Source organism: Mammaliicoccus sp. RAM2 (genome assembly GCF_045897195.1).
GTDB classification, from domain to species: Bacteria; Bacillota; Bacilli; order Staphylococcales; family Staphylococcaceae; genus Mammaliicoccus; species Mammaliicoccus sciuri.
Genome location: NZ_JBJNWI010000003.1, coordinates 1 through 25,193 on the forward strand (window position 1 = coordinate 1; position 25,193 = coordinate 25,193).

28 protein-coding genes are annotated in these 25,193 nt (G+C 31.9%); 7 read left to right on the forward strand and 21 right to left on the reverse strand.

All coding sequences use genetic code 11. The features are described 5' to 3' along the window. Window positions 1–298 precede the first annotated feature (298 nt). The 10 genes from ACJTHF_RS05150 to ACJTHF_RS05195 all read right to left on the reverse strand — a co-directional run bounded on the left by ACJTHF_RS05150 (window position 299) and on the right by ACJTHF_RS05195 (window position 9,924). Window positions 299–949, reverse strand: a complete 651-nt coding sequence (locus ACJTHF_RS05150) for a KinB-signaling pathway activation protein (RefSeq protein WP_048540107.1) — start codon at window positions 947–949, stop codon at window positions 299–301. 15 nt (window positions 950–964) lie between these two features. Further along, the gene (locus ACJTHF_RS05155) at window positions 965–2,026 is read right to left on the reverse strand and encodes an Mrp/NBP35 family ATP-binding protein (RefSeq protein ID WP_049321026.1); all 1,062 of its coding nucleotides are present in this window, start codon (window positions 2,024–2,026) and stop codon (window positions 965–967) included. A 129-nt stretch (window positions 2,027–2,155) separates the two neighbouring features. Then, the gene (locus ACJTHF_RS05160; RefSeq protein ID WP_048540103.1) at window positions 2,156–3,625 is read right to left on the reverse strand and encodes an MDR family MFS transporter; all 1,470 of its coding nucleotides are present in this window, start codon (window positions 3,623–3,625) and stop codon (window positions 2,156–2,158) included. Window positions 3,626–3,695: 70 nt separating this feature from the next. Continuing rightward, complete coding sequence (locus ACJTHF_RS05165; RefSeq protein WP_048540101.1) at window positions 3,696–4,163, reverse strand: SepA family multidrug efflux transporter; 468 nt, start codon at window positions 4,161–4,163, stop codon at window positions 3,696–3,698. A gap of 32 nt (window positions 4,164–4,195) precedes the next feature. Next, on the reverse strand, window positions 4,196–5,536 hold the full coding sequence (sdrM, locus tag ACJTHF_RS05170) for a multidrug efflux MFS transporter SdrM (protein ID WP_058591252.1): 1,341 nt from the start codon (window positions 5,534–5,536) through the stop codon (window positions 4,196–4,198). 3 nt (window positions 5,537–5,539) lie between these two features. After that, window positions 5,540–7,129: an amidohydrolase gene (locus ACJTHF_RS05175; RefSeq protein ID WP_119469685.1), complete on the reverse strand. Its 1,590-nt coding sequence runs from the start codon at window positions 7,127–7,129 to the stop codon at window positions 5,540–5,542. A gap of 110 nt (window positions 7,130–7,239) precedes the next feature. Beyond that, window positions 7,240–7,641: a TipAS antibiotic-recognition domain-containing protein gene (locus ACJTHF_RS05180; RefSeq protein ID WP_119469684.1), complete on the reverse strand. Its 402-nt coding sequence runs from the start codon at window positions 7,639–7,641 to the stop codon at window positions 7,240–7,242. A 130-nt stretch (window positions 7,642–7,771) separates the two neighbouring features. Continuing rightward, window positions 7,772–8,014 (reverse strand): hypothetical protein, encoded by a 243-nt coding sequence (locus ACJTHF_RS05185; protein ID WP_048540094.1) that lies wholly within the window; start codon window positions 8,012–8,014, stop codon window positions 7,772–7,774. A gap of 9 nt (window positions 8,015–8,023) precedes the next feature. Then, complete coding sequence (gene trhA, locus ACJTHF_RS05190; RefSeq protein WP_048540092.1) at window positions 8,024–8,722, reverse strand: PAQR family membrane homeostasis protein TrhA; 699 nt, start codon at window positions 8,720–8,722, stop codon at window positions 8,024–8,026. 14 nt (window positions 8,723–8,736) lie between these two features. Beyond that, window positions 8,737–9,924, reverse strand: a complete 1,188-nt coding sequence (locus ACJTHF_RS05195) for a UTP--glucose-1-phosphate uridylyltransferase (protein ID WP_119469683.1) — start codon at window positions 9,922–9,924, stop codon at window positions 8,737–8,739. A 180-nt stretch (window positions 9,925–10,104) separates the two neighbouring features. Here ACJTHF_RS05195 and ACJTHF_RS05200 point away from each other — a divergent pair, with 180 nt between their 5' ends. Then, window positions 10,105–10,257, forward strand: a complete 153-nt coding sequence (locus ACJTHF_RS05200) for a hypothetical protein (protein ID WP_167388692.1) — start codon at window positions 10,105–10,107, stop codon at window positions 10,255–10,257. A gap of 50 nt (window positions 10,258–10,307) precedes the next feature. Here the strand turns inward: ACJTHF_RS05200 and ACJTHF_RS05205 are convergent, their stop codons facing one another. Next, window positions 10,308–10,799: a metal-dependent hydrolase gene (locus tag ACJTHF_RS05205; RefSeq protein WP_048540088.1), complete on the reverse strand. Its 492-nt coding sequence runs from the start codon at window positions 10,797–10,799 to the stop codon at window positions 10,308–10,310. A gap of 275 nt (window positions 10,800–11,074) precedes the next feature. Continuing rightward, window positions 11,075–11,806, reverse strand: coding sequence for a hypothetical protein (locus tag ACJTHF_RS05210; RefSeq protein ID WP_058591256.1), 732 nt, complete (start codon window positions 11,804–11,806; stop codon window positions 11,075–11,077). A 157-nt stretch (window positions 11,807–11,963) separates the two neighbouring features. On the opposite strand from ACJTHF_RS05210, the gene hutG reads away from it, so the two are divergent. Further along, complete coding sequence (hutG, locus tag ACJTHF_RS05215) at window positions 11,964–12,953, forward strand: formimidoylglutamase (RefSeq protein ID WP_058591257.1); 990 nt, start codon at window positions 11,964–11,966, stop codon at window positions 12,951–12,953. Between the two features lie 3 nt (window positions 12,954–12,956). After that, on the forward strand, window positions 12,957–13,868 hold the full coding sequence (gene rarD / locus ACJTHF_RS05220; protein WP_078355139.1) for an EamA family transporter RarD: 912 nt from the start codon (window positions 12,957–12,959) through the stop codon (window positions 13,866–13,868). A 60-nt stretch (window positions 13,869–13,928) separates the two neighbouring features. Here rarD and argF read toward each other — a convergent pair whose 3' ends face one another. Beyond that, window positions 13,929–14,930, reverse strand: coding sequence for an ornithine carbamoyltransferase (gene argF, locus ACJTHF_RS05225; RefSeq protein ID WP_048540081.1), 1,002 nt, complete (start codon window positions 14,928–14,930; stop codon window positions 13,929–13,931). A gap of 226 nt (window positions 14,931–15,156) precedes the next feature. On the opposite strand from argF, the gene ACJTHF_RS05230 reads away from it, so the two are divergent. The 3 genes from ACJTHF_RS05230 to ACJTHF_RS05240 all read left to right on the forward strand — a co-directional run bounded on the left by ACJTHF_RS05230 (window position 15,157) and on the right by ACJTHF_RS05240 (window position 16,629). Further along, complete coding sequence (locus ACJTHF_RS05230; protein ID WP_025904965.1) at window positions 15,157–15,423, forward strand: hypothetical protein; 267 nt, start codon at window positions 15,157–15,159, stop codon at window positions 15,421–15,423. Window positions 15,424–15,568: 145 nt separating this feature from the next. After that, entirely contained in the window at window positions 15,569–16,291 is a 723-nt protein-coding gene (locus ACJTHF_RS05235) for an SDR family NAD(P)-dependent oxidoreductase (RefSeq protein WP_058592539.1), read from the forward strand. Window positions 16,292–16,302: 11 nt separating this feature from the next. After that, complete coding sequence (locus ACJTHF_RS05240; RefSeq protein ID WP_049321053.1) at window positions 16,303–16,629, forward strand: heme oxygenase; 327 nt, start codon at window positions 16,303–16,305, stop codon at window positions 16,627–16,629. A gap of 55 nt (window positions 16,630–16,684) precedes the next feature. Here ACJTHF_RS05240 and ACJTHF_RS05245 read toward each other — a convergent pair whose 3' ends face one another. Beyond that, window positions 16,685–18,043: a YjiH family protein gene (locus ACJTHF_RS05245; RefSeq protein ID WP_048540075.1), complete on the reverse strand. Its 1,359-nt coding sequence runs from the start codon at window positions 18,041–18,043 to the stop codon at window positions 16,685–16,687. Window positions 18,044–18,402: 359 nt separating this feature from the next. On the opposite strand from ACJTHF_RS05245, the gene ACJTHF_RS05250 reads away from it, so the two are divergent. After that, window positions 18,403–19,560 (forward strand): MFS transporter, encoded by a 1,158-nt coding sequence (locus ACJTHF_RS05250; protein WP_078355142.1) that lies wholly within the window; start codon window positions 18,403–18,405, stop codon window positions 19,558–19,560. Between the two features lie 43 nt (window positions 19,561–19,603). Here ACJTHF_RS05250 and ACJTHF_RS05255 read toward each other — a convergent pair whose 3' ends face one another. The 7 genes from ACJTHF_RS05255 to ACJTHF_RS05285 form a co-directional block, all read right to left on the reverse strand. Further along, window positions 19,604–20,116 carry an Asp23/Gls24 family envelope stress response protein gene (locus ACJTHF_RS05255; RefSeq protein ID WP_058592199.1) on the reverse strand — a complete coding sequence of 171 codons (513 nt, stop codon included), beginning with the start codon at window positions 20,114–20,116 and terminating at the stop codon, window positions 19,604–19,606. A 61-nt stretch (window positions 20,117–20,177) separates the two neighbouring features. Then, complete coding sequence (locus tag ACJTHF_RS05260; protein WP_369919472.1) at window positions 20,178–20,405, reverse strand: DUF2273 domain-containing protein; 228 nt, start codon at window positions 20,403–20,405, stop codon at window positions 20,178–20,180. A 21-nt stretch (window positions 20,406–20,426) separates the two neighbouring features. After that, entirely contained in the window at window positions 20,427–20,966 is a 540-nt protein-coding gene (amaP, locus tag ACJTHF_RS05265; protein WP_048540111.1) for an alkaline shock response membrane anchor protein AmaP, read from the reverse strand. A gap of 179 nt (window positions 20,967–21,145) precedes the next feature. After that, window positions 21,146–22,162: a FecCD family ABC transporter permease gene (locus ACJTHF_RS05270; protein WP_048540071.1), complete on the reverse strand. Its 1,017-nt coding sequence runs from the start codon at window positions 22,160–22,162 to the stop codon at window positions 21,146–21,148. Further along, on the reverse strand, window positions 22,159–23,163 hold the full coding sequence (locus ACJTHF_RS05275; protein ID WP_048540068.1) for a FecCD family ABC transporter permease: 1,005 nt from the start codon (window positions 23,161–23,163) through the stop codon (window positions 22,159–22,161). The genes ACJTHF_RS05270 and ACJTHF_RS05275 overlap by 4 nt, the downstream gene beginning before the upstream one ends. 14 nt (window positions 23,164–23,177) lie before the next feature. Continuing rightward, a complete protein-coding gene (locus tag ACJTHF_RS05280) occupies window positions 23,178–23,981 on the reverse strand; it encodes an ABC transporter ATP-binding protein (RefSeq protein WP_232156825.1) in 804 nt (267 codons plus the stop codon). 207 nt (window positions 23,982–24,188) lie between these two features. Continuing rightward, complete coding sequence (locus ACJTHF_RS05285) at window positions 24,189–25,025, reverse strand: YitT family protein (RefSeq protein WP_048540065.1); 837 nt, start codon at window positions 25,023–25,025, stop codon at window positions 24,189–24,191. Window positions 25,026–25,193: the final 168 nt, after the last annotated feature.

Sequence of the window (25,193 nt, forward strand, 5' to 3'; positions counted from 1 at the left end):
CTAATTTGCGTCTAAACAATATTGTACTAAAAACAATGTTTGTTTTCAACTAATTTTGTTAACTTATTTTTAACACGTTTATAAATATATAACATTTATTTCGTATTAACAAGAGTCAATTTTACACTTTCAAGAAAAAGTTTTGATAACTTTTTTCGTTGTTGTGCTGTCGTTTTCAGCGACTTTTATATAATATCAAGCGAGGTTTTAAAAGTCAACACTATTTAGCATCTTTTTTAACAAAAAATTAAAAAGCACAAGATTAAGGTGTAAATAGAATTTAATCTTGTGCTTTTTATCATTTCTTCAATGATTTACTGTCATTATTTAACTTTGATTTCTTTGCTTTTCTCTCTTCAAGAGACAACGCATTATATTTAGGTAATGTAATTAATTGATAAGCATTACATAATAATAATCCAAAGATTGTAAGATAAATCCAACTTGTATCTTCCACTCTTAAAAATGGTATAAGTTCTACAGTTGTCATAACAACCATAAAAAACATAGATGGAATCCATAAATTCTTTTTAGATTGTTTGTTTTTTATATTACTTGTGATGATTGCAAAAATAACAACAACTATTGGTAGCCATATAAATGATATGATTTGATCTGTTCCACCAAATCTTAAAAATCTAAAATACACTAAATCAAATATAGCAAATACAGTTACAACGATTTGTACATGTGGCCATATCTTTCCAAAGATACCTATGCCTAATTGATTAATGAATAAATAGATGAAATATGCAAGCTGACTTATAGTTGCTACAAGTAGTCCTACAACTAAGAACCATATTGAAGCTGCTATAAACTCACCTATTTCTCCAGCAAATAAATATTTCGTTACTTTATCATATCCAAAGATAAGTGACGCAATATATGTCACAACTACACCTATTAAAAGTGTATTTCTGTAAAATTGAATTAAATATTTTAAAGTCACTTGCTTACCTCCGCACTAATCTTCCTCTGTTATATTAATGATATTCTTAGCAATTTGACTATAAACTTTACCTAAATCTTCATGTTCTTTATAGATTGAAGGTGAAAAGTTATTTTCATCCCACTCAGGTTGGCTTAATGGAAGTTCACCTAATAACGTCGTTTGAAGTTCTTGTGCTAATTTTGCACCGCCGCCTTTACCGAATACATATTCTTTATTTCCTGTTTCTTTACTTTGGAAGTAAGACATATTTTCGATTACACCTAAAATAGAATGTTCTGTATGTTTAGCCATTGCACCAGCTCTTGCCGCAACAAATGCTGCAGTAGGATGAGGTGTCGTTACAATAATTTCTTTGCTTGAAGGTAACATTGTATGTACATCTAAAGCTACATCACCAGTACCTGGTGGTAGATCAAGTATTAAGTAATCTAATTCTCCCCATTTAACTTCTGTAAAGAAACTTGTGATCATTTTTCCTAGCATTGGACCTCTCCAAATGACAGGCGCATTTTCTTCGACGAAAAATGCCATAGAAATAACTTTAACTCCTTCACGCTCAACAGGAATAATTTGTTCGCCCTCGACTTCTGGCTTTTCTTGTATGCCCATCATATCTGGAACACTAAATCCATAAATATCAGCATCAACAAGTCCTACTTTCTTACCTTCTCTTGCAAGAGATACAGCTAAGTTAACAGCTACTGTTGATTTACCAACACCGCCCTTACCTGAAGCAATCGCAATAAATTCTACTGGATTATCTTTAGATAATAATCCTTCTATAGTTTGTTCTTCCATTACACCTTTGAATTTTTCTAATGCATCATCAGATAATTCGTCAAATCTTATCCCAACAGTTTTCGCACCATTCTCTTTTAAGAGATCTACAATTTCCATTTGTAAATCAAGTTGTGGTTGCCCACCTAGTTTAGCTATGGCAACTTTAACGCTCACATGTTCTTTTTCTTCTTTAATGCTAACTTCAACTATGCCGCCTGTTTCTTTAAGTGGTACATCTACAATCGGATCATGTAACGCTCCCACAAGTTCTTTAACCTGTTCTACTGATAACAAAATCTACGACTCCCCTTCTAAAATAATTATCTACTTATCATTATATTAAGTGTAACAAAAAATTTAAACATACAGGTAGTTTATTGTTCAAAAAAAGGCTGAGATCATAATCTCAGCCTTTAAATCTACTTATTTTGAATGATTAGGTATTCTTGTGTTGCGATGTTTATTTTCTGATTTAATAAATATAGATAAGACAACTCCGAAAAATACAATAACAGTCAATACTAAGAAAGCAATATTGATACCGTGAATCATTGCTTCAGATTGTAATATCTTCGCAGTATTACCAGCATTGGCATGTTCTAATTGTGTTTTTGAAGGTTCAAAATTCTTAGCACCAATTGACATAATTGTTACTAATATACCTGTACCAATTGAACCAGCGATTGTTCTTAGTGTATTCATCATCGCTGTACCATGAGATAACACTTCGTTTGGAATTGCATTTAATCCTGCAGTATTAACAGGCATCATAATCATAGAAACACCAAACATTCTAATTGAATAAACAACTATTAAATACAATAATGACGTACTATCATTTAGAAATGCAAGCATGAACGTTGTCACTGTAATGATTGTAAAACCTATGATTGCCAACCATTTCGCACCATATTTATCGAATAAACGACCTGTCACAAGTGACATAACACCTGTAATGATTGCACCTGGCAACAATAGTAAACCAGAGATTAATGCTGAATAACCTCTTGCATCTTGCATATACATCGGCATTAATAAAGATGGTCCTATTAAAGATACCATTGAGAACACACCAATGATTGTTGTTAGTGCAAATGTTTTATACTTGAATACTCTTATATTCAATAATGGGGTTTCTAATTTTAACTGTCTAAATACAAAGATTACTAACGTTACAATACCAACAATTAATGTAACGATAACAATTGGTGATGTGAATCCTAGAGATCCTGCGCTACTGAATCCATATAATAAAGATCCAAAGCCTACTGTAGATAGAATAATAGATGGTACATCTAAGTGAACATCTTTTGGTTTAGAAATATTCGTTAAGTATTTCGCACCAAAAGCTAATGCTACAACCGCGAATGGAATGATTGTGTAGAATGGACTTCTCCAACTAAAGTTATCAACGAGATAACCAGACAATGTTGGACCTAATGCTGGGGCGAATGAGATAACGAGACCTGCCATACCCATCGCAAAACCACGTTTCTCTTTAGGGAATAAATTAAAGAGTACAAATTGCATAAGAGGCATCATAACACCTGCACCCATTGCTTGAAGTACTCTTGCTAACATTAATATTCCGAAGTTAGGCGATAAAGCGGCAACTAACGTACCGATTGTAAATGATAACATCGCCATTAAATAAAGTGGTCTTGTATTAAATTTATCCATTAAAAATGCTGTAGCCGGTATCATAACACCGTTGACTAACATAAATCCTGTCATTAACCATTGACCTTGGTTGGCATCGATTTTTAAATGTACCATGATTTCAGGTATTGCTGTATTTAATAAGGTTTGGTTTAAAATCGCCACAAAGGCACTTACTAACATAACAGCTACTACTAAATTTCTTTTACCTTTTGAAATGTCCTGAACATTCATGGTTTCAACTCCTTCCAAATATACCTTTGCTATTATGCACTATTTTATTTCGGAAATCAAAATAAATGTTTCATCGGTTTAAATTTTTGCTATCTGGATAGAAAATTTCAGTACATATATATAGAACAGTGATAATGACTAATATCACCCAAAACTCAATTTTAATTTGTGAATAATATATATGTACTGTGAAATAAAACATAATTGTGCTAACAGTTATCGTTAATAAATGAAAAGTCATGCCCTTGAAATACGGATTATCATTCAGTCTATTTTTAAATCTATCTAATAAAAATTCTATAGCGACAAGTGTAAAGTACCCAAACAATATATAACTACCATAATAGAACAAATTATCTATCATACTTTTATTGTAATTGAATTCCGCTAAGCCATAATAAATTAAAATTCTGCTTAATCCAAACATACCAAAAGAAAGTAGTACAATAAAAATTGCACCAGACAATGTGAAAATACTTATTATAATCAATATGGACAATAAATGAAAAATATCAAAACGCTTATTTTTTCTTTTCATACATTGTGACTCCCTCTAAATATGTTTTACCTTTAAAAACTTTTTCTTCTCTTTTCTTTAAATATAGTTGCCCAAATAATTGTCAATATAATGACTACTAACATAATATACAACATAATATTTTGAACACCATAACTTAAAAATGAAATATTCAATACATATATTGAAGAAACGATTAAAGATCCTGTTGTACTACCAATCGTCTTAAATAATGTATAAATCGACATCATAGAACCTAGTTGGTGATGTGGCGCTTCTTCTTGAACAACGACAACATCTTTTGTATATACTGTACCAAAAGATACTCCCATTACAAAAACAGCAAATGGAATGATTACAATCCATTCAACGCCTGTTAAAATAGCAAAGCTACCAACAAACATTGCCAGGAAAGCTAACATATAAATAAGTTTCAATTTAAGTTGATCTAATCTGCCAAGTACAAACGTGATAAACAACCAACCTACCGACATTGGAAAAATGATTAAACCACTTTGTAATGGTGTAAAGCCTTGTTCATTTTGTAAATAGATTGGCATAAAAATAGTGTAGCCCATTAACATTGTTGAATAAATCATATCTGTAAACAACACGAGAATGATTTTTCTATTAAATGCTTCAACGGGTACAAATGGATTTCGCATACGTGTCTCCACTTTATAGAGTAATACGACAAATCCAACTAATAATATGAAGCAAATCACACGTACAATAAAAGGTATATGTTCTGCAACGATTAGTAAAAAGCTTGCGACTACGCCATAAAATATAAATAACCCTTTATAATCTAATTTAGTTTTCTCTACTTTCTCTTGTTCAAAATTAAAATACTTAATAACCAACCACATTGAAACTAAAGCTATAGGTACGTTGATATAAAATAGAAAGCTCCAGTTTAAAGATTCTAATATTGCGCCACCTAACAGTGGTCCTACAATACTAGATATCCCCCAAACACTACCAACAATACCCATCACTTTATATCTTCTCGGAATTGGAAAAGCAAGTTTAGGTATAACTTGACCTAAAGTCATCATGACACCTGCACCTAAACCTTGGATGATTCTAGAAATGACAAGCAACGGGAAACTATGTGTCATTTCACTTAACCCACAAAATATACTTCCAATAATAAATACAGATATCCCTAATAACACCACTAACTTAATATTAATTCTCTTTACAAGTTCACCAACTATTGGTGTCATAAACACAACCGCTATTAAATATACTGTAAAGATTAATGCAACTTCCGTATCAATATTAAAGTCTTTTTGCATTGTTGGTGTCGCTAAAGATACGATTGATGTTTCTATAGCACTCATAAACATAATAAGTACTAAAGCCAACACAATTCCTTTGTTCTTAGTCATAATTCACGCTCTTTCGTATACAATATTTCCGTTAACAATTGTTAATTTAGCTTGAATTTGTGCTAAATCTTGACGGTTAACTTTAAATGGATTTTGATCTAACACAGTGAAATCCGCTTCATATCCTACTTTAATTTTTCCAGTACGGTCAGTTGTTTGACCAATCTCACTCGCAAGCGTTGTATATAACCGTAACGCATCAAATACGGATAGTGCTTCTTCTATGAAATACGCACCTTCTTCACCGTACGTTTGTCTATTAACTGCCGCATGAATACCTAGCATCGGATTCGGAGTTTCAATCGGTGCATCTGAACCGCCACCTATTATAATACCTAAGTCTAACATTGACTTGAATGGATATAAATATCTAGCTCTCTCTTTGCCTAATTTATCTTGAACCCATGGAAAATCACTTGTAATAAATTGTGGTTGTACATCACAAATCACTGGTAAATTCGCAACGCGTTGTAATAACGCTTCATTTAACGTACTAATATGAATTAATCTATCTCTGAGTCCGTTCTGCACAGGATATTTTTCTATTGCATCCAATACCATTTCACAAGCTTTGTCACCAATCATATGAACTGCTATCGCACCATTATATTTTCTTGCGATTTTTACTTTTTCTTCGAGTTCTTCTTGAGTAAATATCGCAAGTCCATAATTTGTTCCAGTCGGATCATTAGAATAAGGTTCTTTCAACAATGCTGTACTGCCACCAAAAGCACCATCTGCATAAAATTTCATAGCATCAGGTTCTATCCATTTATCAATAAAAGTCGCCTGTTCTTCCATCATTTGTTCATAAACACTAAAGTGGCGTAACAATCGTACTCTAAATGGCTTTTGATCTTCACCTGGTCCTACAACTGTTTTATAAGCATTTAAGACATCTTTATAATCTTCGTAATATCCTAAATCTTCTGTATGCGATCCTGTTATACCATATTGATATAAATATGTAATCGCGTTATTTAAATGTTTAGTAAGAGACTGTTCATCTTCATTTGAAGCTAATTCTTCAAATGGTTCCATAGCTGTATCATATAGCCAACCAGTCAGTTCACCTTCTTGTTTTTCATATGAACCACCGTCAGGATTTTCTACATCATTTGTCATATCTAAAATCTCTAATGCTTTTGAATTTACGATTGCTGCATGTCTACATACTCTTTTAACAATAACCGGATTATTTTTGCATAACGCATCTAAATCAAATTTATTAAGTCTAATGCCATTTAATAAATTTTCATCATAACCTTCAGCAACTAACCATTCACCTGGTTGTAATGTTTGGGCTTTCTGTCTAATTTTTTGTTTTACATTTTCAATATTGGTCTCACCATTTAAAATGACTGATGATAACCAAACACCAGTCCCCATAACATGAATATGTGTTTCAACAAATCCAGGAAACATCGTTCCACCTTTTAAATCGATTGTTTCATAATCCGTTGTTTGAAGTTGGTTTAAATCTTTTTGTGATAAAACAGCTTCTATCATACCATTGTCTACAATTACACCTGCATATGTATCATCTGGTTTTTCCATTGTATATATTGTTCCGTTCTGATATAACTTTTTCATTCGATTCAGCCCCTTTATACATTCAAGTTTATTCTAATTCTACATATTTAATAGTAAAAAAGACACCGATAAAATCGATGTCTCCTATTTTAATTTTATAAAGTTGATTTTTATTGTATGACATGCTTTACGGCAGCAACTAATGCTTCCGTTCTTTCTTCACCAAAATATGCTTTATATCTATCATCTGCATCATACATATTTATGATTTCTATGTGTTTCTCTTCTGTATAATTTGGCCAACTATATGTTAACCATTCTCTGTGTAACTTAGTCACTTCTTCTTGTCTTTCCAATGTTGCTCCTTGGTCTACAATATTATCAAGTTCTTCTACTAGTTTCTTTTCAATTTGATTTTTACCTTTAATTTCATCTTTGGTCATATCGAGAAACTGATCATCAGTCTGGTCAATTTTATGGCCACTTCTATCTTCAACTGTTTCTCCCTGAATCTCTTCGTTAATATTTAGCTTGTCACGATCGAATGTTTCAAAACCTCTTTTTTCTGACATTATGATTTCCCCCTATTCATATCGTATAACATTTAATATTATCTATTTACCCGTTTTGCAAAAAAATAACAAAAAGAGCGGGATAGAAATCTCAATATTCTAAAGAGATTACATATCCCGCTCACTATTCTTATTTCAATCGTCTTTGTTCACCTTTTTTAAGATGTTCATTAAACGTTTGTTTATTATTTCTACGTTGGTGTTTAATCAGTAATACAAATGCATATATTAATATTAGACCGAATATGAGTGAAACAATGCCCATAAACTGTAAACCATTTTGTTTACCGCCACTAAATACAAAGTAATAAAAGAAATAGCCTTGAATTAAAATAATAATTGTAAGAACCGTATAATACAAACGATAGTTCATCTTATCCTCCTACATAAAGTACATAATTGCTAGAAAATGAAATACTGAAGCAATCAAAATGAAGAAGTGCCAAATCATATGGAAGTACTTTTTATCTTTTTGAGCATAGAACCAAGCACCTACTGTATAACTAAGACCACCAAATAAAATAAACAACATAAATATTAACGATGTCTTATTGATAACTGATGGTAACATGAGAACACCCATCCAACCCATGATTAAATACATCGCTAAACTTAATTTATGATTAACGTTCTTAGCTGTTGATTTATATACAATTCCCCAAATTGTAATCCCCCATTGGACTGCCATAATAAGCCAACCTAACCAGCCGCCAACTAAAGATAATGCAATAGGAGTATAAGTCCCACAAATTGCGATATAAATCATACTATGATCAATAATTCTCATAATGTATTTCTGAGGTGATGAAGATGACATTGAGTGATAAACAGCAGATGATAAAAACATCAGCATAATACTGATAATATATATAGATACACTCGTCGATTTAAGTGCACCATCACTAATATAACTTTCTACTGCTGCGTATGGTAAGAAGAATAACAGAAAGAAAGCAGGGACACCATGTGAAACTGCATTTCCGACTTCTTCGCCAAAGGAAAGTGGCATAATATCTTTGAAAGCTTCTTTAACTTTCCCATTTTTTCTAGGATGAGACTTTGTATAGTTGATTTGTTCCATTCATATACCTCTTTTTATAATAGTTGATTGTTCTCTAAATCTCTTTGAGCTGTTTCAATACTGTCTTGTCCTTCTTTATTCTTTAAAGGACTAAATTCTTTCGTTCTATCTACTTGTAGTGTAGCAAATGTGTCTGCATATTGGAAAATATCAAAATAAAACAGTTCGAATTTCAATGACTCTTCTTCTACAACGCTGAAGTCTTCATCTAATTGTTTTAACTTCTTAACTGCTAAATGATACGGCAATGGTTTAGAAGCCGCTTCTATAAGGAAATCTAATTTAAATACATGAATACCTATATTAGCATTCTCTAATTTATCAACATCATCTTCAGATAGCTCAGAATACTCTAATACACGTTTTTTACCATCTATTGATACAAGGCGACCAACTTTTTCACCACTATGTGCTTTAATAGATTTAGTTGTTACATCACTATTATGCTTTACTGTAAATCCAACAAATTCAGGATCCAGAACTTTTACGAGCGCGTTATCAATGTTGTTTAAAAATAAGTATTCCACGCCATTTTCTTTCATTTCAGCAAGTAACTTTGTTTTCTCTAGAGATTTGAATACACCACCATTACCATTAGGTGTACGCATCACTCTTTTATTTGTATCTAAAATTAATTGACCATCTGTTGTTAAAGATACAATGTGATCTTGCTTGAAGAAGTGAATATAATTTTCATCGTAATCAAAGTATTTATTCTCTAAGAAAAATGACAGCGTATCTTTATGATTTACGTCACTTGTCATAATATACCAATGAATAGGTGTACCAATTTCTTCTTTTAATTGCTTTAATTGTTCTGCTTGTCTTTCGAATAAACTTTTGTCATTAAACGAGAACGTACCCTTTGGTCCTTTATGACCTAATCTTGTACCTTGCCCACCAGCCATTAATAATACCGCAAATTTACCATCTTTAATCGCTTGTATCCCAAGTGAACGGTAAGATTTCAGTTGTTCTTCTGAAAGTTGATCTTTAACTTCAAACTCAACTTGTTCTATATTATCTGCAACATCTATTGTCTTTCTATTTATGTATACATCTTGATATAGTTTATCTATTTCATCTAAATCTAATTGATTAATATCAGATTCTAATTGTTCTTTCTCACTTTGGCTCATCACTTTAGTATATTCTAAAATGTGATTTTGACCATGTTCTATCAGGTTTGTTTCATCTAGCATTATAATACCTCCGAAAATTTGACTCATTCTTATTATACGACTTTAGAACGATTTGTCTAAAAATATCATAAAAAATTTATAATTAAAATGATTATTTCAAAATTAAATGGGTATTTATAATAATGTGTTGCTTTAAACACAAAATATCCCTATATATAATAGGCCAAGGAGGATTTTATTATGAGTTTAGGAGATAAGTTTAACGATGCAAAAGACAAAGCAGTTGAAAAAGGTAAAGATCATGTAGAAGAGAATAAAGACGAATATACTGAAAAAGGTAAAGACTTCGCTAAAGATAAAGGCGAAGATTTAAAAGGTAAATTCGGAAAATAACATAATGTTTAATGGAAGCTAAGACACTACCTTTTGTCTTAGCTTCTTTTTTATATAAACAATCGATAAATATCTTTCCACCATAAAACGACCGTGATAATGGTAAATGCAGATGATAGACTTAAATCCATAACACCGCCTGTTCTAAATACAATGGGTAATTTAACTGAGACATTTAAAGGATAAAATAGTTTAACGCCTCTTGGTGTTAACATATCTAAAATAATATGCGATAACATACCTAATATAATCGAAACTAAATATGGTTCTGGTGCGGATATGCTTCTCAATCCCCAAAATATTAAAAATAGAAATAATAATGAATGGGTAAACGTTCGGTGTCCAAAAATTAATCTAACAATAAAACTAATAGGAAATATTTTCTTGCCTAGATTACTTTTGAAATGACAAATATCTGGGACCAAACTTGCTACGCCACACAAACTTACAATCGTAAATGAAGTAAAAATATCTTCTCCATAATAAATACTTAATGATGACCCGATGAATATACCGCATGAAAGATGTGTTTTTCCTGTCATATTAATGTTTCCTCTTTTCAATTACTTTATTTTATTTTACCACAGAATACCGAACAAGTATACGAACACTTTGTGACTTTATAGTGATATACCTCACATAATTACAATTCAAATGACAAAATTGTGAAAAGAATCACATAAGTATTGATTTGTTATTAATCCCTGTTAAACTATAGTTGTAAGTCATATTAAACATAACCCTATACCATTGTTGAAATAACCCCCTTATTTCACAATAAAAAAACGTTCATCAATTACGATGAACGTTTTTTTATTTAGCTTGCTTTATTTAATTGCGTTTCTTGATGATAATCACTTTGAGTGGTTTCATTGTTGCTTGATTGTTGAGCGCGATTTTGACTTTGCCCTTCTCTATTTGTATTCTCATCTTGTTGGTTCGTGTTTCGAGAAGGATCTGTTTGATTATTATCCTCTTCGTATGGTTCATTACTTTGTTCATTTGATCCTTGACTAGAATCTTCATTTGTGTTTGAGTGTTGTTGATCATGATGACCTTGATTATTTTGATCATTTTCTTTAGGTAATGAACAGCCATCATCATTACATAAGTAACCATCACGTGATAAATTTTGCCAAGCTCTCGTAAATTCTATTGTATTTTCTGCTTTATCACATTCCGCTTGAGAGTTACCTTGATTTAATAAACAATTTCTAGCTACTGTATAAGCTTCTGTATCAAACGTTTCAGTTTCATTGTGATTGTTTGGTTTAACACCATTTACATTTTCTTCTACTGGAATTTCATCTGTAGATTGTTGATTGTTATTATCATTTTGTTCGTTCTGATTATTATTATTATTTGGTTTTGATTTTTCTTCTTTAGTTTTAACATCTTCACCTGTCGATTCTGCAGTTGTTTTTTCTTCAGTAGTAGTCGTTTCAGATGATTTTTCGTTATCATTATGTTCATTATTCTTAGAAGTTTGGTTGTCACATGCTACTAGAAATAATAAGCAAACTGTTAAGAGACCATAAATCCATTTCATAGAATCACTCCTCGGCCTTTTTGCTTTTTCTTTCTTACTATTCATTAAAGACACTTCTTTCTTATAAAATAATTAAGCATTTAATAAAACATAAGAATATCATACATGATAAACTAACATTAGTAAAAACTATTGTAACATGTAGGAGGTATTAAATATGTATAGAAATGTTAAAAAGGATGAGTGGACAGGTAGAACAGATAGTACAACATTGCGTTCTGCTTTTAGATTTCATCAAATCGTTGATTCAATTCATATTGAGAAAGAAGACATTACACCAAAGAAAGAATTCGAAAATCAAGTTAATATGGCACTTATAGGTTTTGAATGCGATGAAGGTGTTTCTAGAAATAATGGTCGACCAGGTGCTGTAGATGGTCCTAAACATTTTAGAAAAGCCTTAAGTCCTTTACCAATACATAATGAGTATTTACATTTAACTGACTACGGAGATATCATTTGCCACAAAAATAAAATGGAAGAAGCGCAATCAGAACTTGGAGATAAAATCTCAAACATATTATTACATAATGACTTTACAGTTATTATCGGTGGTGGTCATGAAGTATTATATGGCCATTATTTAGGCGTAAGAAAAGCCAACAAAGACAAAAAAATTGGCATCATCAATATAGACGCACATTTTGATATGAGAGATTACGATGAGAAACCATCTTCTGGCACAATGTTTAAACAGATTTTAGATCAAGACGATCAAGTTGGTTATTTCGTGCTAGGCATTCAGAAAAATGGTAATACAAAAGCACTCTTCGAAAGAGCTGATGAATACGGTGTCCAATACATTCGTGAAGATGAGCTTCGTAGCCATTTATCAATAGAGACTATTACTTCTATTAATTCATTTATTGAAGGATATGACGAAATCCTCATTACATTATGTACAGATTCGATAGATGTAAGTTATGCGCCTGCAGTAAGTGCACCTTGTATTATGGGCTTACAACCTCAAATTGTTCAAACAATTTTACAATTAGTTACAAACTCAAACAAAAGTTCAAGCATTAGTATTGCTGAACTATCACCAAGATTCGATATAGATAATCGAACTGCAAGATTACTTGCTAATATTGCATCGAATATTTATCACGATCAAGCAGAAGTTATTCAATCACAGTGGGAGTCCTAAATCATGTCAGAATTTAAAAAAGGTATTATTTATGCAATATTTGCATATATTATTTGGGGTGTCCTACCAATTTATTGGAACCTCGTAAGTGAAATTGGACCATTCGAAATTTTGGCACATCGTATTATATGGTCAGCAGTATTCATGTTATTACTGCTATTATTTACAAAACAATTTCCAATGTTCAAAGCAGCAACGATTAAATTATTTAAACAAAAGAAAATGCTATTCGCTATTATCATTGCTGGTTATATTATTACAGTGAACTGGGGTACATTTATCTGGGCTGTTAATAATCACCATGTACTACAAGCAAGTCTTGGTTATTACATCAATCCGTTAATGAGTATTTTCTTAGCTTTTATTTTCTTAGGAGAACGATTCTCAAAAGCTCAATGGGTAGCTATACTATTAGCATTTGTCGGTGTTATTTATATGACTTTTCAAGTTGGCGAATTTCCATTCGTTTCAATATTACTCGCAACATCATTTGCGCTTTATGGGTTAATCAAGAAAGTTGTAGATATTGATGCATTTAGTAGTATTACGATAGAATGTATCGTAACATTACCAGCAGCACTTATTTATATCTTCTACTTATCACAACATAATACCGTTACATTTGGTATGAACAGTTCAAGCGGATGGTTATTACTTTCTGGTGCTGTTACAGCTGTTCCATTAATTTTATTTAGTGCTGGAGCAAGAAGAATACCACTATCATTAACAGGCTTTATACAATATATCGGTCCAACTATCATGTTCTTTATCGGTATATTCTTGTTAAACGAACATTTCGATGTTGATCAATTTATTACATTCATATTTATCTGGGCAGGTATTATCATATATAGCTACAGTAAATATGTAGAACTTAATCGCAATAGAAAAAAATTAACAAAAGAAGCTAGCTAAAAAACAATAGAAGCAATAAATAAAGGGTGAGACATTTATTGATGTCTCACCCTTTATTTATTAATATATATCGCCACAAGTTGTAGCTAATAATGCTTTAATTGTATGCATTCTATTTTCTGCTTGTTGGAATACTTTCGAATAATCTGATCTAAATACGTCATCTGTCACTTCCATACTTGTTACACCAAATTTTTCGAAACAAAGCGCGCCCATTTCAGTATTCAAATCATGAATAGCTGGTAAGCAATGTAAAAATAAAGTTTCATTTTTACCAGTTAAATTAATTAAGTTTTGATTAACCTGGTAATCTTTAAGTAATTCAAAGCGTTCTTCCAATTGTTGTTCCTCACCCATTGAACACCAAACATCTGTATATATGATATCACTGCCGTAAATACCTTCTTGGATATTATCTGTAATTAATATCTCACTTCCAGATTCTTTACTAAATGACAATGCCATATTTTGAACTTCTTCATTTGGTTGGAGTGATGATGGTGCAACAATATGAATATTCACACCTAAAATTGCACTCGTAACGAGCAACGAGTTCGCAACATTATTGCGTCCATCTCCTATAAACGTCAAAGTCTTTCCTTCGTATGTACCAAAGTATTCTTTAATTGTCATAAAGTCTGCTAACATTTGTGTAGGATGCCACTCATTTGTTAAGCCATTCCATACTGGTACGTTCGAAAATTGAGCTAAATCTTCTACTGTCTTTTGTTCAAATCCTCTAAAAGCAATACCATCAAACATAGATCCAAGTACGACTGCTGTATCTTCAACAGATTCTTTCTTACCTAACTGTAAATCATCTTTACCTAAATAAGACACACTTGCACCCATCTTAGTTGCAGCTACTGTGAAAGCTGAACGTGTTCTCGTTGATTGCTTTTCAAATAATAAAGCGATATGTTTCCCGTTTAAATAACGGTGTGGGATTTGATGCTTTTCTTTGAATTTTAATTCCATTGCCAAATCAATAAGCGATTCTAATTCTCCTTTAGAAAAATCAACTTCTTTTAAAAAACTTGTCTTGTTTAATTCCTTTAACATAGATAACTTCGTCCCAATGAAACCAGCTCCTCATTTATTTATAAAGATAATATTACAACATAGCATTCTGTTTGTAAATAGTTATTCAATATATTGCATAAAAATACTATCATCAATTAGTATGACATAATAATTAAAAAATATAACACATTTTCTCGTTTTTCTATTGAAAACGGATACATAATGCGTTATGATGTAGTCATCAAACAAAAGGATGTGTTTAGATATGGCAATGAGAGTATCAAAGGACAATAATCAAGTTCATATTCAATGGAGAGTAGCGGACATTACAATTCCAAATAATGAAATTAAAAACATTAAAGAGGATCAAGATATTCACGCTTTGTCTAATGAAGCCCAAGATCATATCGTAAGAATTGGCTCAACTTTTGGCAAAACAAATCGTGTGATTATCGAAACAAATGATAAAGAATATATTATTTATACACATGCTGATAAGAAAGTTTACAACGAACTTACTAAAGAAGCTTAAGTTCAAACTTTCAGGCATTTTAAATAAACACCTCGAAGTCATATAAAGCTGACTTCGTGGTGTTATTTATATGGCATTTTCAAATTGAATTATTATGATACATTTTTAAAGCATGCTAACATATAAGAAAGGAGTGATGATCAATATGTTAAGAGACTTAAAAGGGCTCAATGCAGTCATTACAGGTGGCTCTAAAGGTATCGGTAAATCAATCGCGATTGCATTAGCTCACGAAGGCGTCAACGTTGCAATTGCAAGTAGAAATATTGATACTTTAAAAGCAACAGCCGATGAACTTAAACAATATGACGTCAAAGTATTTTATAAAGAAACTAATATTGCGCACCAAAAAGATGTGCAACGTTTTATAGAAGATTCATATCATGCATTAGGCTCTATTGATATCGTGATAAATAATGCAGGTATTATGAAGAACAATTCATTTTTAGATGTAAGTGAATCTGAGTTTGATCAATTATTCAAAACAAATGTTAAAGGTATATATTACGTTTTACAAGAAGCATTACCACATCTCGTAAGACAAAAAAGCGGAGATGTTATTAATATCGCTTCAATGTCTGGTTTAAAAGCCAGTGCAACAAGCAGTATCTATTCTGCTACTAAATATGCAGTAATTGGTATGACTGAAGGTATTATGCAAGAAATGAGAAAACATAACATCCGAGTATCATATTTAACCCCTTCAGCTGTATTAACAGACTTAATTGGAGAAACACAATTACAAGAAGATACAATGACGCATCCAGAAGATATAGCAGACGTAGTCATATCACAATTGAAACTACAACCAAGAACATTTATGAAGACAGCACAAATCTGGGCTACTAACCCAACACCAAAAGAATAGGAGAGATAACAATGTATGTTGTAACAAATAGAATTAAAATGAAAAAAGGTTATGCAGAAAAATTAGCACCAATGTTTACTAAAGGTGGCGCATTACAAGAAATGAAAGGTTTCATAAAAGTTGAAACTTGGAACATGCAAGACATTGATGACAATGACGAATTACATGTAAATATGTGGTGGGAAGAACTAGAAGACTTTGAAGCATGGAAAACGAGCGATGCATTTAAACAAGCACATAGTCGCGGTGGAGACAGTAATAAAGACAAAGGTGAATCACCAATGTTAGGATCTGAAATCGCAATCGCTAAAGTCGAAACAACAATCGATCCAAAATAATAATATAAAAACGGACAAACTGAACTATTTAAGTTCATTTTGTCCGTTTTTTAATTTAAAAGAAAATATGAGCTAATATTACAATTATCGGTAATGCAATAATTGTACGCATAATATAAATCATGAAGAGTTTCCCTAGGCTTACTGGTATTTTCGAACCGAGTATAACGCCCCCTACTTCTGATAAATATATTAATTGTGAAATACTTAAAGCACCTACGATAAATCTTGTCATATCACTTGGTACATTACTAATAAGTAATGATGGTAAGAACATATCTGCAAAACCGATTAATAATGTTTCAGACATTTCTTTTGCATATGGTATTTGCATTAATTCTAATAATGGTACAAATGGTGCACCTAAAATACTAAATGTTGGTGTATATTCAGCAACAATAGTTGCTAATGTACCGATTGTCATAACGACTGGTAGTACTGCTAACCACATATCCAATACAGTTTTCACACCATTGATAATGAATTGTTTAAAGTCAGGTGATTTTACAGCTTTTTGAGTTGCTTGTTCAAATCCCCATGATATTGGATTATGTGTTTTAGGAATTGATTCATTTAATTGCTCAGTGCTACCGTTTGAATACTTATCTGGAATTTGTTTAAGTGGCCAAATTCTAGGCATTATAAAAGCTGCTACAACACAAGCTAAAATAACGGATAAATAAAATTTAAAGAAATAATCCATTAAGCCAATTGTTTGAGCAATGACAATTGCAAATGTGATGGATACAACAGAGAATGTTGTCGCAATGACAGTTGCCTCTCGACGTGTATAAAAGCCTTGTTCATATTGTTGACTTGTAATCATTACGCCTACAGTTCCATCACCAATAAATGAAGCTAGATTATCAACAGTTGATCTACCAGGTAATTTAAATACTGGTCTCATAATTGGCGCAAACATTGGTCCTAAAAATTCTAATAAACCAAAGTCCATTAATAATGGTAAAAACAAACCTGCAAAGAAGAATACTGCAAGCAATGTTGGTAATAAATCATTGTAAACCATTAATCCAGTATTTTCATTTACAACTATACCAGGTCCAAAATCGAAATAAATGAATATTGCAAATATCGCACCTATTATTCTAATTACGACCCAAATCCAATTGACGTTAAACAATTCGTTCGCTATAGATCTCTTAGTAGAAGTACTGAATATCGTAGAATAGATTAATGTCATTACTGCAGAGAAACTAATTAAAAGCATTATAATTAGTCCGGCATAGTCACCTATCCAATCTAAAGCTGTATTTGCAAGGTATGCAACAGGTAAACTTGTTTCTTTCTCCCCTTTATCGTCAGTTACCGTAACGGGAACTAAAAATAAATATATTCCTAACACTGATAATATAATAAACTTTAACCTTCCTACTAAAACGCTCGTCTCTTTCATACTTTCTCTCCTTTTCGCAAGACTAACTATACACAAAAATTAATAAATATTCAATACTATTCATCTCTAATTGTATTATATATTTTTATGTAAGCGCTGTCATTATTTTTAGTAAAAATAAAAGAATTATTAATCATAATATACCAATGTATTTATTATAATTTTTCTTTAAATATTTTTAATTTTCAAACATCTATTTATTATCCGTATAATATATAGATCAATTCCAATTAAATCTTTCATTTTATACCTTAAAAACACCTTAAATTTCTGATTGTTCGGGTATTAAATTTTATCTGTATTTTTACAAATCACACTGTTATAATCATGATTATATGTCAAAGAGAAGGAGTTATATGATGTCGAAACCTCGATTAATTACATTTATGTTAAGCGTATTTGTTGTGGGAATGGTTGAACTAATGATTGCAGGTATACTTACTTTAATGAGTAAAGATTTGAATGTATCAGAAGCAATTGTAGGACAACTTGTAACAGTTTATGCATTAACATTCGCAATTAGTGGTCCCATACTTGTTAAACTCACTAAAAACGTCTCACCAAAGACTGTATTATTAGTAAGTATGGCTATATTTATTTTAGGAAACGGAATAATTGCGATTTCACCTAACTTTACAATACTAGTAATAGGTAGAGTATTATCTTCAGCGGCTGCTGCTATTATTGTCGTGAAGATTTTATCTTTAACAGTTGTGTATTCAAATCCAAGCGAACGCGGGAAAATGATTGGACTTGTTTATACTGGTTTCAGTGCAGCTAACGTACTTGGTGTTCCTCTAGGCACTAAAATAGGTGATTTAGTAGGTTGGAGAATGTCATTTGTATTTATATCTACAGTAGGGATTATTGCACTTATACTTATTATTTTTAATGTAGCAAGCAATAAAATAGATACAGTAGAATCTTCTAGTCAAAGCCAAGATTACAAAGTCGTTCATCCGTTAGAAATTGTAAAATATTTAAGCATAACTTTCCTTATATTAGCGGCAAATTATGTTGTCGTAACGTATATTAGTCCGTTACTATCTGTGTATGGATATGATTTAAATATCGTATCACTCGTACTACTCGTAGCTGGTATCGGTGCAATTATTGGTACTTCATTAGGTGGATATATTACAGATGCATTAGGCAGTAAAAAGTGGCTATTAATTTCATTAAGTACTTATACAGTACTAATGCTTGTATTTGAACAATTCTTACCTATACTTATTATTACATTAATAGGCGTATTTGCTTGGAATATTGTCCAATGGGGATCAAATCCACCTATCCAAATCGGTATCATCTCTCAACTTGAAGGAGATACAAGTGCGGCAATGAGTTGGAACATGTCTAGTTTAAATGCAGGAATAGGCGCTGGTTCATTATTAGGTGGTATATTTGTATCATACTTTAATGTTGTATCTAGTCTATATGTAGCTGGTGCATTGAGCTTCATTGCATTCCTAATTTGTTTAACGATTAAGAAACAACCAAAGACGCAAAAAGCATAAAAAAAGCGAGTGAGATAAATATCTCACTCGCTTTTTTTATACTTTATTGTAATTCTTTATTGCTTTTTGATTGGCTTTCTTCATCTGATGATGCGTTCTTTTGTTCGTATTCTTTTCTACTCATAACATCATCAACGTGCATATTTACTTCAACAACTTCAAGTCCAGTCATATGTTTAACTTGCTCTTTAACTAAGTCCGCAACTTTTTTGAAGATTTTAGGAGCTGATTCACCATATTCTAAAATTACTTTTAAATCTACAGCTGCTTGTTTTTCTCCTACTTCAACAGAAACCCCTTGCGTTACGTTATTTCCAGATGTGAAACGATCAGTTAAGCTAGAAGCAAAGCCGCCTTTCATATCTAAAATACCTCTAACCTCTCTAGCAGCAATTCCAGCAATTTTTTCTACTACTTCATCTGAAAATGATAATGTATTTGAAAATTGTTGCTCTTGAGCTTGAGCTTGTTGTTGTTGAGCTTCGCGCTCTTGTTCATTTACCCCTGTTTGTTCATTGTAACTACTTTTTACTTTGTTGTTGTCTACGTTTGCCATAATAGATTCTCTCCCTTTAATTTATAATTTGTTTATTTGCATTATTTATATTGTAAGCAGTCTAACTTATTCTATTTAAGAAATTTAAGAACTGCTGTGTACAATCTTTAATATACCCCAATCCTACACCTATTAAACATAGGACTAGGATTAAAACTGTTTTCCAAAAACCAATTGTTAAAAATAGTACTGCTAATATTAACATTGCGATAAAACCAATAATTCTCCATTTATATTCTTTAATAAAATTAATGAATTGATTTGGATCTTGATTTTCATTTGGCATAATCGGAACCTCCTATCCTTAGTCTTATAAAACTCTTGTGTCACTCGATTTTTGATCTCTGACATTAATCTCAATATTTTTTACAGGTATTTCTGAGAAATGCTCAACATTTTCCTTAATATCTGATTTAATTCGATCCGTTAATGTTTGAATTTGGCCTGTATCTGAAACCACAAAGAAATCAGCTTTGATTGTTGCATAAGATTTATTTTTCTTATTATACAGTTTAGAAATAACATTTGGTTGACGTACTTCATCGTATTTTTGAATAGTACGATAAACACATTTTTCAACTGAATTTCTCGTAATATAAATGTGACCATCCTCATAGTCACGATGTAAGCCTGGCTTTTTATGTGTTGGTTTAAATGTTGCAAAGAACATCAATATACCAAAGAATATTAATACACCTGCACAAGCAATCAACGTTGGTTCAAACCAATTATATTTTAATAATTCTTGTTGATAGCTCTTAATTTGGCTAATATCCAAGTACATAAAAAGAAGCGTGCCTACAACTACTATTATGAATAAGCCTAGGAAAAAATTCTTTAATCTTCTCACTGGCAACTGCACCTCCTATGTAAAGTTCTATTACTACTCATAGTTATACCCCTAAAACGATTTTGAAAACTAAATTTTATAATTTAAGTAAACTTTTTTGGAACATGTTAATAAATCTTAAAATTTGTAGTAATTAAAAAATAAAAAACTCTCTTCCATTATAGAAAGAGAGTTCATTATTATATATGCGTTGATTTTTGCATTAAGTATAAGAAATAAGGAGCACCAACTATTGCAACAATAATACCTGCTGGAAGTCCGTTAGGTTCTAATACAATTTTACCAATTGTATCTGCTACAACAAGTAAAATCGCACCGTTTAACACTGCAATTGGTAAATATAATTGGTGTCTCGGTCCAACAATACTTCTTGCTATATGTGGTCCCATTAAGCCGACGAAACCAATTCCGCCTGCTACTGAAACTGCAGCTGATGATAATACAACAGCTAAGAATACAAGTAGTATTCTTTCTCTATTATTATTAATACCGAAAGAAACGGAAATTTGTTCATTCGTACTTAATACATTTAATACATTTGCTTTATAGAATAAGAATGGCATGACAATAGCTAACCATGGGATAAATGCGAACACAAACGGCCATTCATCTCCCCATATATTACCTGCAAACCATCTTGCGATAAATTCCATTTGATCTTGATCAAATGTAGACATAATTGTAATAGATGCACCACTCAGAGCAGTAGATAAACCTACACCTATTAAGACCATTCTTACAGGGTTTATACCTTCTCCACGTTTATGACTGAATATGAAAATAACCATTGCAGTTGCTAAACCGCCGAGCATACTTACAATTGGTAATACATATACAAAATCTCCTGCTTTTATCGTACCAACAACAAGAAATAGTGTAATCATAAACCCGCTTCCTGCATTAATACCAAGAATACCTGGTTCTGCTAAAGGGTTCTTGGTAATACTTTGTAGGATTGCACCACTTAACGCTAAACTTGCACCTGCAAGTATTGTGATGAGCATTCTAGGCATTCTGAATTCAAATAATACCATTGTATCTAGTTCATTACCTTGTCCAAAAATCGTCTTAAAAAATTGTGTAAAGGACATATTAAATTCACCAGTTGTCATAGCAAATCCCATAGAAGCAATAAGTGCGATAACTAATATAATAAATGTAATACGCTGCTTTTTAATTATTTTAGGATGTATCATAATATTTTACCGTCCCTTCTTACAAGATAAAGGAAGAACGGCACACCGATAATTGAGATAACAGCTCCAATAGGTGCTTCTCCTAACATTCTTGCAATCATATCTGCAAATAACAGGATAAAACCTCCAAGAACTGCTGATAAAGGTATCACACGCTTATAATCAGTTCCAACCATGAATCGAACAATATGTGGCACCATTAATCCGACAAATGCGATTTGTCCAACGATTGAAACCGCTATACCTGCTAGGAACATTGTAGCAATTAGACTCGTGTATCTAACAAATGTACTATTTTGACCTAATCCTTTTGAAAGTGTATCACCTAAACTAAGTATTGTAAGTTGTCTACTCATGATAATAAGGACAATTAAAATAACAATAACAATCGGTGTAGAGATCATAAGTTGTTTCCAAGTTGTACCACTTACACCACCAACACTCCAGAATGTTAATGTTTGATTTAATCTAAATATTAAAGCAATTCCTTCACTTGCAGCTGTTAAAAGCGCAGATACTGCAGCACCAGCAAGTACTAATCTCATTGGGCTGAACCCACCTCGTTTAGATGAGCCTACACTCATAACGAGTATGCCACCTATACCAGCACCTACAAATCCAGCAAGCATTAATGTGAAATAACCTGCATTAGGTATAACGGCTAAAGTTAAAGCAAGCATCATACTCGCACCAGCATTAAGCCCTAATAAACCAGGGTCAGCTAAGCCATTACGTGTAACACCTTGCATGACAGCACCGGATACAGCAAGTGCCATACCAACAATGACAGCACCTATTTCTCTCGGAATTCTTATTTCTCTTAATATATTATGTTCTTCTATTTTTGGATTATAATGAAAAATCGCATCATAAACCACTTGTATCGAAGTCGTCTTTGCACCAAATAAAAATGACAGAAGTAAAACAGCTACAAGTAACATGATTGTAACTGTTAATATAATGGGATAGCGATTAACTTTTAATGATTTAGTCTGAGTCATTGAGTTGCCATCCTTTATAACTTCGTATAGTGCTTACATAATAAATTATATGTTACAAGCATTGGTTTTCCAGTTCGTGGGTCTGTAGAGAGCTCTGCATCAATATTGAAGACTTCTTCCAATATTTCATTTGTTAAAACTTCTTCTGTTTGACCTTGTGCAACAATTTCACCAGATTTCATAGCAATTAAATGATCTGAAAAACGAATTGCTTGGTTAATATCATGTAATACCATAATAATTGTACAACCTTGTTCTTTATTTAATTCTTGTACAAGCTCTAAAATTTCTAATTGGTGTGAAATATCTAAATAAGTAGTTGGTTCATCTAAAAAGATGATATCTGTTTTTTGTGCGAGAGCCATTGCAATCCAAACACGTTGTCTTTGACCACCACTTAAATCGTTAATCGATCTATATTTAAAATCATGCGTACCTGTTACATTTAAAGCCCATTCAATTTCCTCTTTATCTTGTTTAGATAATCTACCGAAACCTTTTTGATGAGGAAATCTACCATAAGATACAAGTTCTCCAACTGTTAATCCATCTGCAACATCAGGAGATTGTGGCAAAATAGCAATTTTTTTAGCTATTTCTTTAGTTGAAGTTGAATGTAAATTCTTACCATCTAACAACACTTGACCCGTTTGTACATTTAATATACGGCTTAAAGCTTTTAATAAAGTAGACTTACCGCAACCATTTGGTCCAATTATAGAAGTCACTTTGCCATCTGGTATTTCAAGATTCAATTCATTAACTATTAATTTTTCACCATAACCTATTGAAATAGCTTCTCCCGTTAAACGATTCATAAAGAACCCTCTTTCCATTAAAATTAACTCTATTTATATGACATTTTCATTAATTGTATATATCTGTAAATGATAATCATTATCATCATTCATATTCATGTATTATAGCATTTAATAGTATCTTTTTCTATCATTTTCTGAATATTTTCGTATTCCGTTCACAAAAAGAGGTTGGAACACTTAACGTATTCCAACCTCTTAACATTATTATTCATCTACTAAAAATCCATTTCCAAGAACGTCTCTTACGTCATGGACAACGACAAATGCATTTTCATCAAATTTTCTAATCATGCGTTTTGTTCTAGAAAGTTGTGTCTTCGCAATAACGACATATAAGACATCTGTATCTTTCTTAGAATAATAGCCTCTACCATTTAGAATCGTACAACCACGACCAATTTGTTCATCAATCATTTTAGCGATTTGATCGGGATTTTGAGAAATGATTGTAACGGCTTTTTTAGGATTTAGACCTTCAATTACAAAGTCCATCACTTTTGTTCCTACATATAATGAAATCACTGTAAGTAACGCTTTTTCTAAAGGCATTACAGTAAGTGAGAACATCACGACGATAAGGTCAAAGAATAATAGAGCATATGATGTATTAACGTCTAAATACTTATGCGCTATTCGAGCAAGAATCGTCGTTCCAGCAGTCGTACCACCAGATAATACAATTAGTCCTATACCTAGACCAACCATGAAACCACCAAAGATTGTGTTAATTAAAATTTCATTCGTATGCACAACCCAAGAGTCAGTTAGACCTAGAAATACAGAAATAGCAATAACAGCTATTATCGTATAAACAGTACTTCTCTTGCTTAAAAATTTATAACCTAACGCAATTAAAATAGCATTTAAAATAAACGTAGACCATGCAGGTGAAATGTCGAATGCATAAAGTAAGATTAAAGAAACCCCAGTTACGCCACCTTCACCTAAATTAGCAGAAATGATAAAGGCATTAACACCCGTAGCAAAAATAAAAGATCCTGCCAAAATTAATATCATATCTCGTAAAATTCTATTTTTCATGACCTTACCTCCTCTATATTTTTTAACAGACATATAGATACTACCACAATCCTCAAATCCCCTCAACATGCCGATTATAAATAGAAGACGAATCATATAATGGATGTATAACGGTGATGTGAAGAAAGTAGTTTGAATTGAGTGAAGTGATAGAGGAGAGAGAAATAG

Excerpts from the sequence above, each read along its gene's own strand:
- ACJTHF_RS05205 (WP_048540088.1), bottom strand. The coding sequence starts at position 10,799 with ATGACAGGAAAAACACATCTTTCATGCGGTATATTCATCGGGTCATCA.
- ACJTHF_RS05270 (WP_048540071.1), bottom strand. The coding sequence starts at position 22,162 with ATGATACATCCTAAAATAATTAAAAAGCAGCGTATTACATTTATTATA.
- ACJTHF_RS05200 (WP_167388692.1), top strand. The coding sequence starts at position 10,105 with ATGAGTTTAGGAGATAAGTTTAACGATGCAAAAGACAAAGCAGTTGAA.
- ACJTHF_RS05280 (WP_232156825.1), bottom strand. The coding sequence starts at position 23,981 with ATGAATCGTTTAACGGGAGAAGCTATTTCAATAGGTTATGGTGAAAAA.
- sdrM (WP_058591252.1), bottom strand. The coding sequence starts at position 5,536 with ATGACTAAGAACAAAGGAATTGTGTTGGCTTTAGTACTTATTATGTTT.
- rarD (WP_078355139.1), top strand. The coding sequence starts at position 12,957 with ATGTCAGAATTTAAAAAAGGTATTATTTATGCAATATTTGCATATATT.
- trhA (WP_048540092.1), bottom strand. The coding sequence starts at position 8,722 with ATGGAACAAATCAACTATACAAAGTCTCATCCTAGAAAAAATGGGAAA.
- ACJTHF_RS05240 (WP_049321053.1), top strand. The coding sequence starts at position 16,303 with ATGTATGTTGTAACAAATAGAATTAAAATGAAAAAAGGTTATGCAGAA.
- ACJTHF_RS05235 (WP_058592539.1), top strand. The coding sequence starts at position 15,569 with ATGTTAAGAGACTTAAAAGGGCTCAATGCAGTCATTACAGGTGGCTCT.
- ACJTHF_RS05175 (WP_119469685.1), bottom strand. The coding sequence starts at position 7,129 with ATGAAAAAGTTATATCAGAACGGAACAATATATACAATGGAAAAACCA.
- ACJTHF_RS05255 (WP_058592199.1), bottom strand. The coding sequence starts at position 20,116 with ATGGCAAACGTAGACAACAACAAAGTAAAAAGTAGTTACAATGAACAA.
- ACJTHF_RS05285 (WP_048540065.1), bottom strand. The coding sequence starts at position 25,025 with ATGAAAAATAGAATTTTACGAGATATGATATTAATTTTGGCAGGATCT.
- ACJTHF_RS05185 (WP_048540094.1), bottom strand. The coding sequence starts at position 8,014 with ATGAACTATCGTTTGTATTATACGGTTCTTACAATTATTATTTTAATT.
- ACJTHF_RS05160 (WP_048540103.1), bottom strand. The coding sequence starts at position 3,625 with ATGAATGTTCAGGACATTTCAAAAGGTAAAAGAAATTTAGTAGTAGCT.
- ACJTHF_RS05275 (WP_048540068.1), bottom strand. The coding sequence starts at position 23,163 with ATGACTCAGACTAAATCATTAAAAGTTAATCGCTATCCCATTATATTA.
- ACJTHF_RS05210 (WP_058591256.1), bottom strand. The coding sequence starts at position 11,806 with ATGAAATGGATTTATGGTCTCTTAACAGTTTGCTTATTATTTCTAGTA.
- hutG (WP_058591257.1), top strand. The coding sequence starts at position 11,964 with ATGTATAGAAATGTTAAAAAGGATGAGTGGACAGGTAGAACAGATAGT.
- ACJTHF_RS05165 (WP_048540101.1), bottom strand. The coding sequence starts at position 4,163 with ATGAAAAGAAAAAATAAGCGTTTTGATATTTTTCATTTATTGTCCATA.
- argF (WP_048540081.1), bottom strand. The coding sequence starts at position 14,930 with ATGTTAAAGGAATTAAACAAGACAAGTTTTTTAAAAGAAGTTGATTTT.
- ACJTHF_RS05180 (WP_119469684.1), bottom strand. The coding sequence starts at position 7,641 with ATGTCAGAAAAAAGAGGTTTTGAAACATTCGATCGTGACAAGCTAAAT.
- ACJTHF_RS05195 (WP_119469683.1), bottom strand. The coding sequence starts at position 9,924 with ATGCTAGATGAAACAAACCTGATAGAACATGGTCAAAATCACATTTTA.
- ACJTHF_RS05230 (WP_025904965.1), top strand. The coding sequence starts at position 15,157 with ATGGCAATGAGAGTATCAAAGGACAATAATCAAGTTCATATTCAATGG.
- ACJTHF_RS05245 (WP_048540075.1), bottom strand. The coding sequence starts at position 18,043 with ATGAAAGAGACGAGCGTTTTAGTAGGAAGGTTAAAGTTTATTATATTA.
- ACJTHF_RS05250 (WP_078355142.1), top strand. The coding sequence starts at position 18,403 with ATGTCGAAACCTCGATTAATTACATTTATGTTAAGCGTATTTGTTGTG.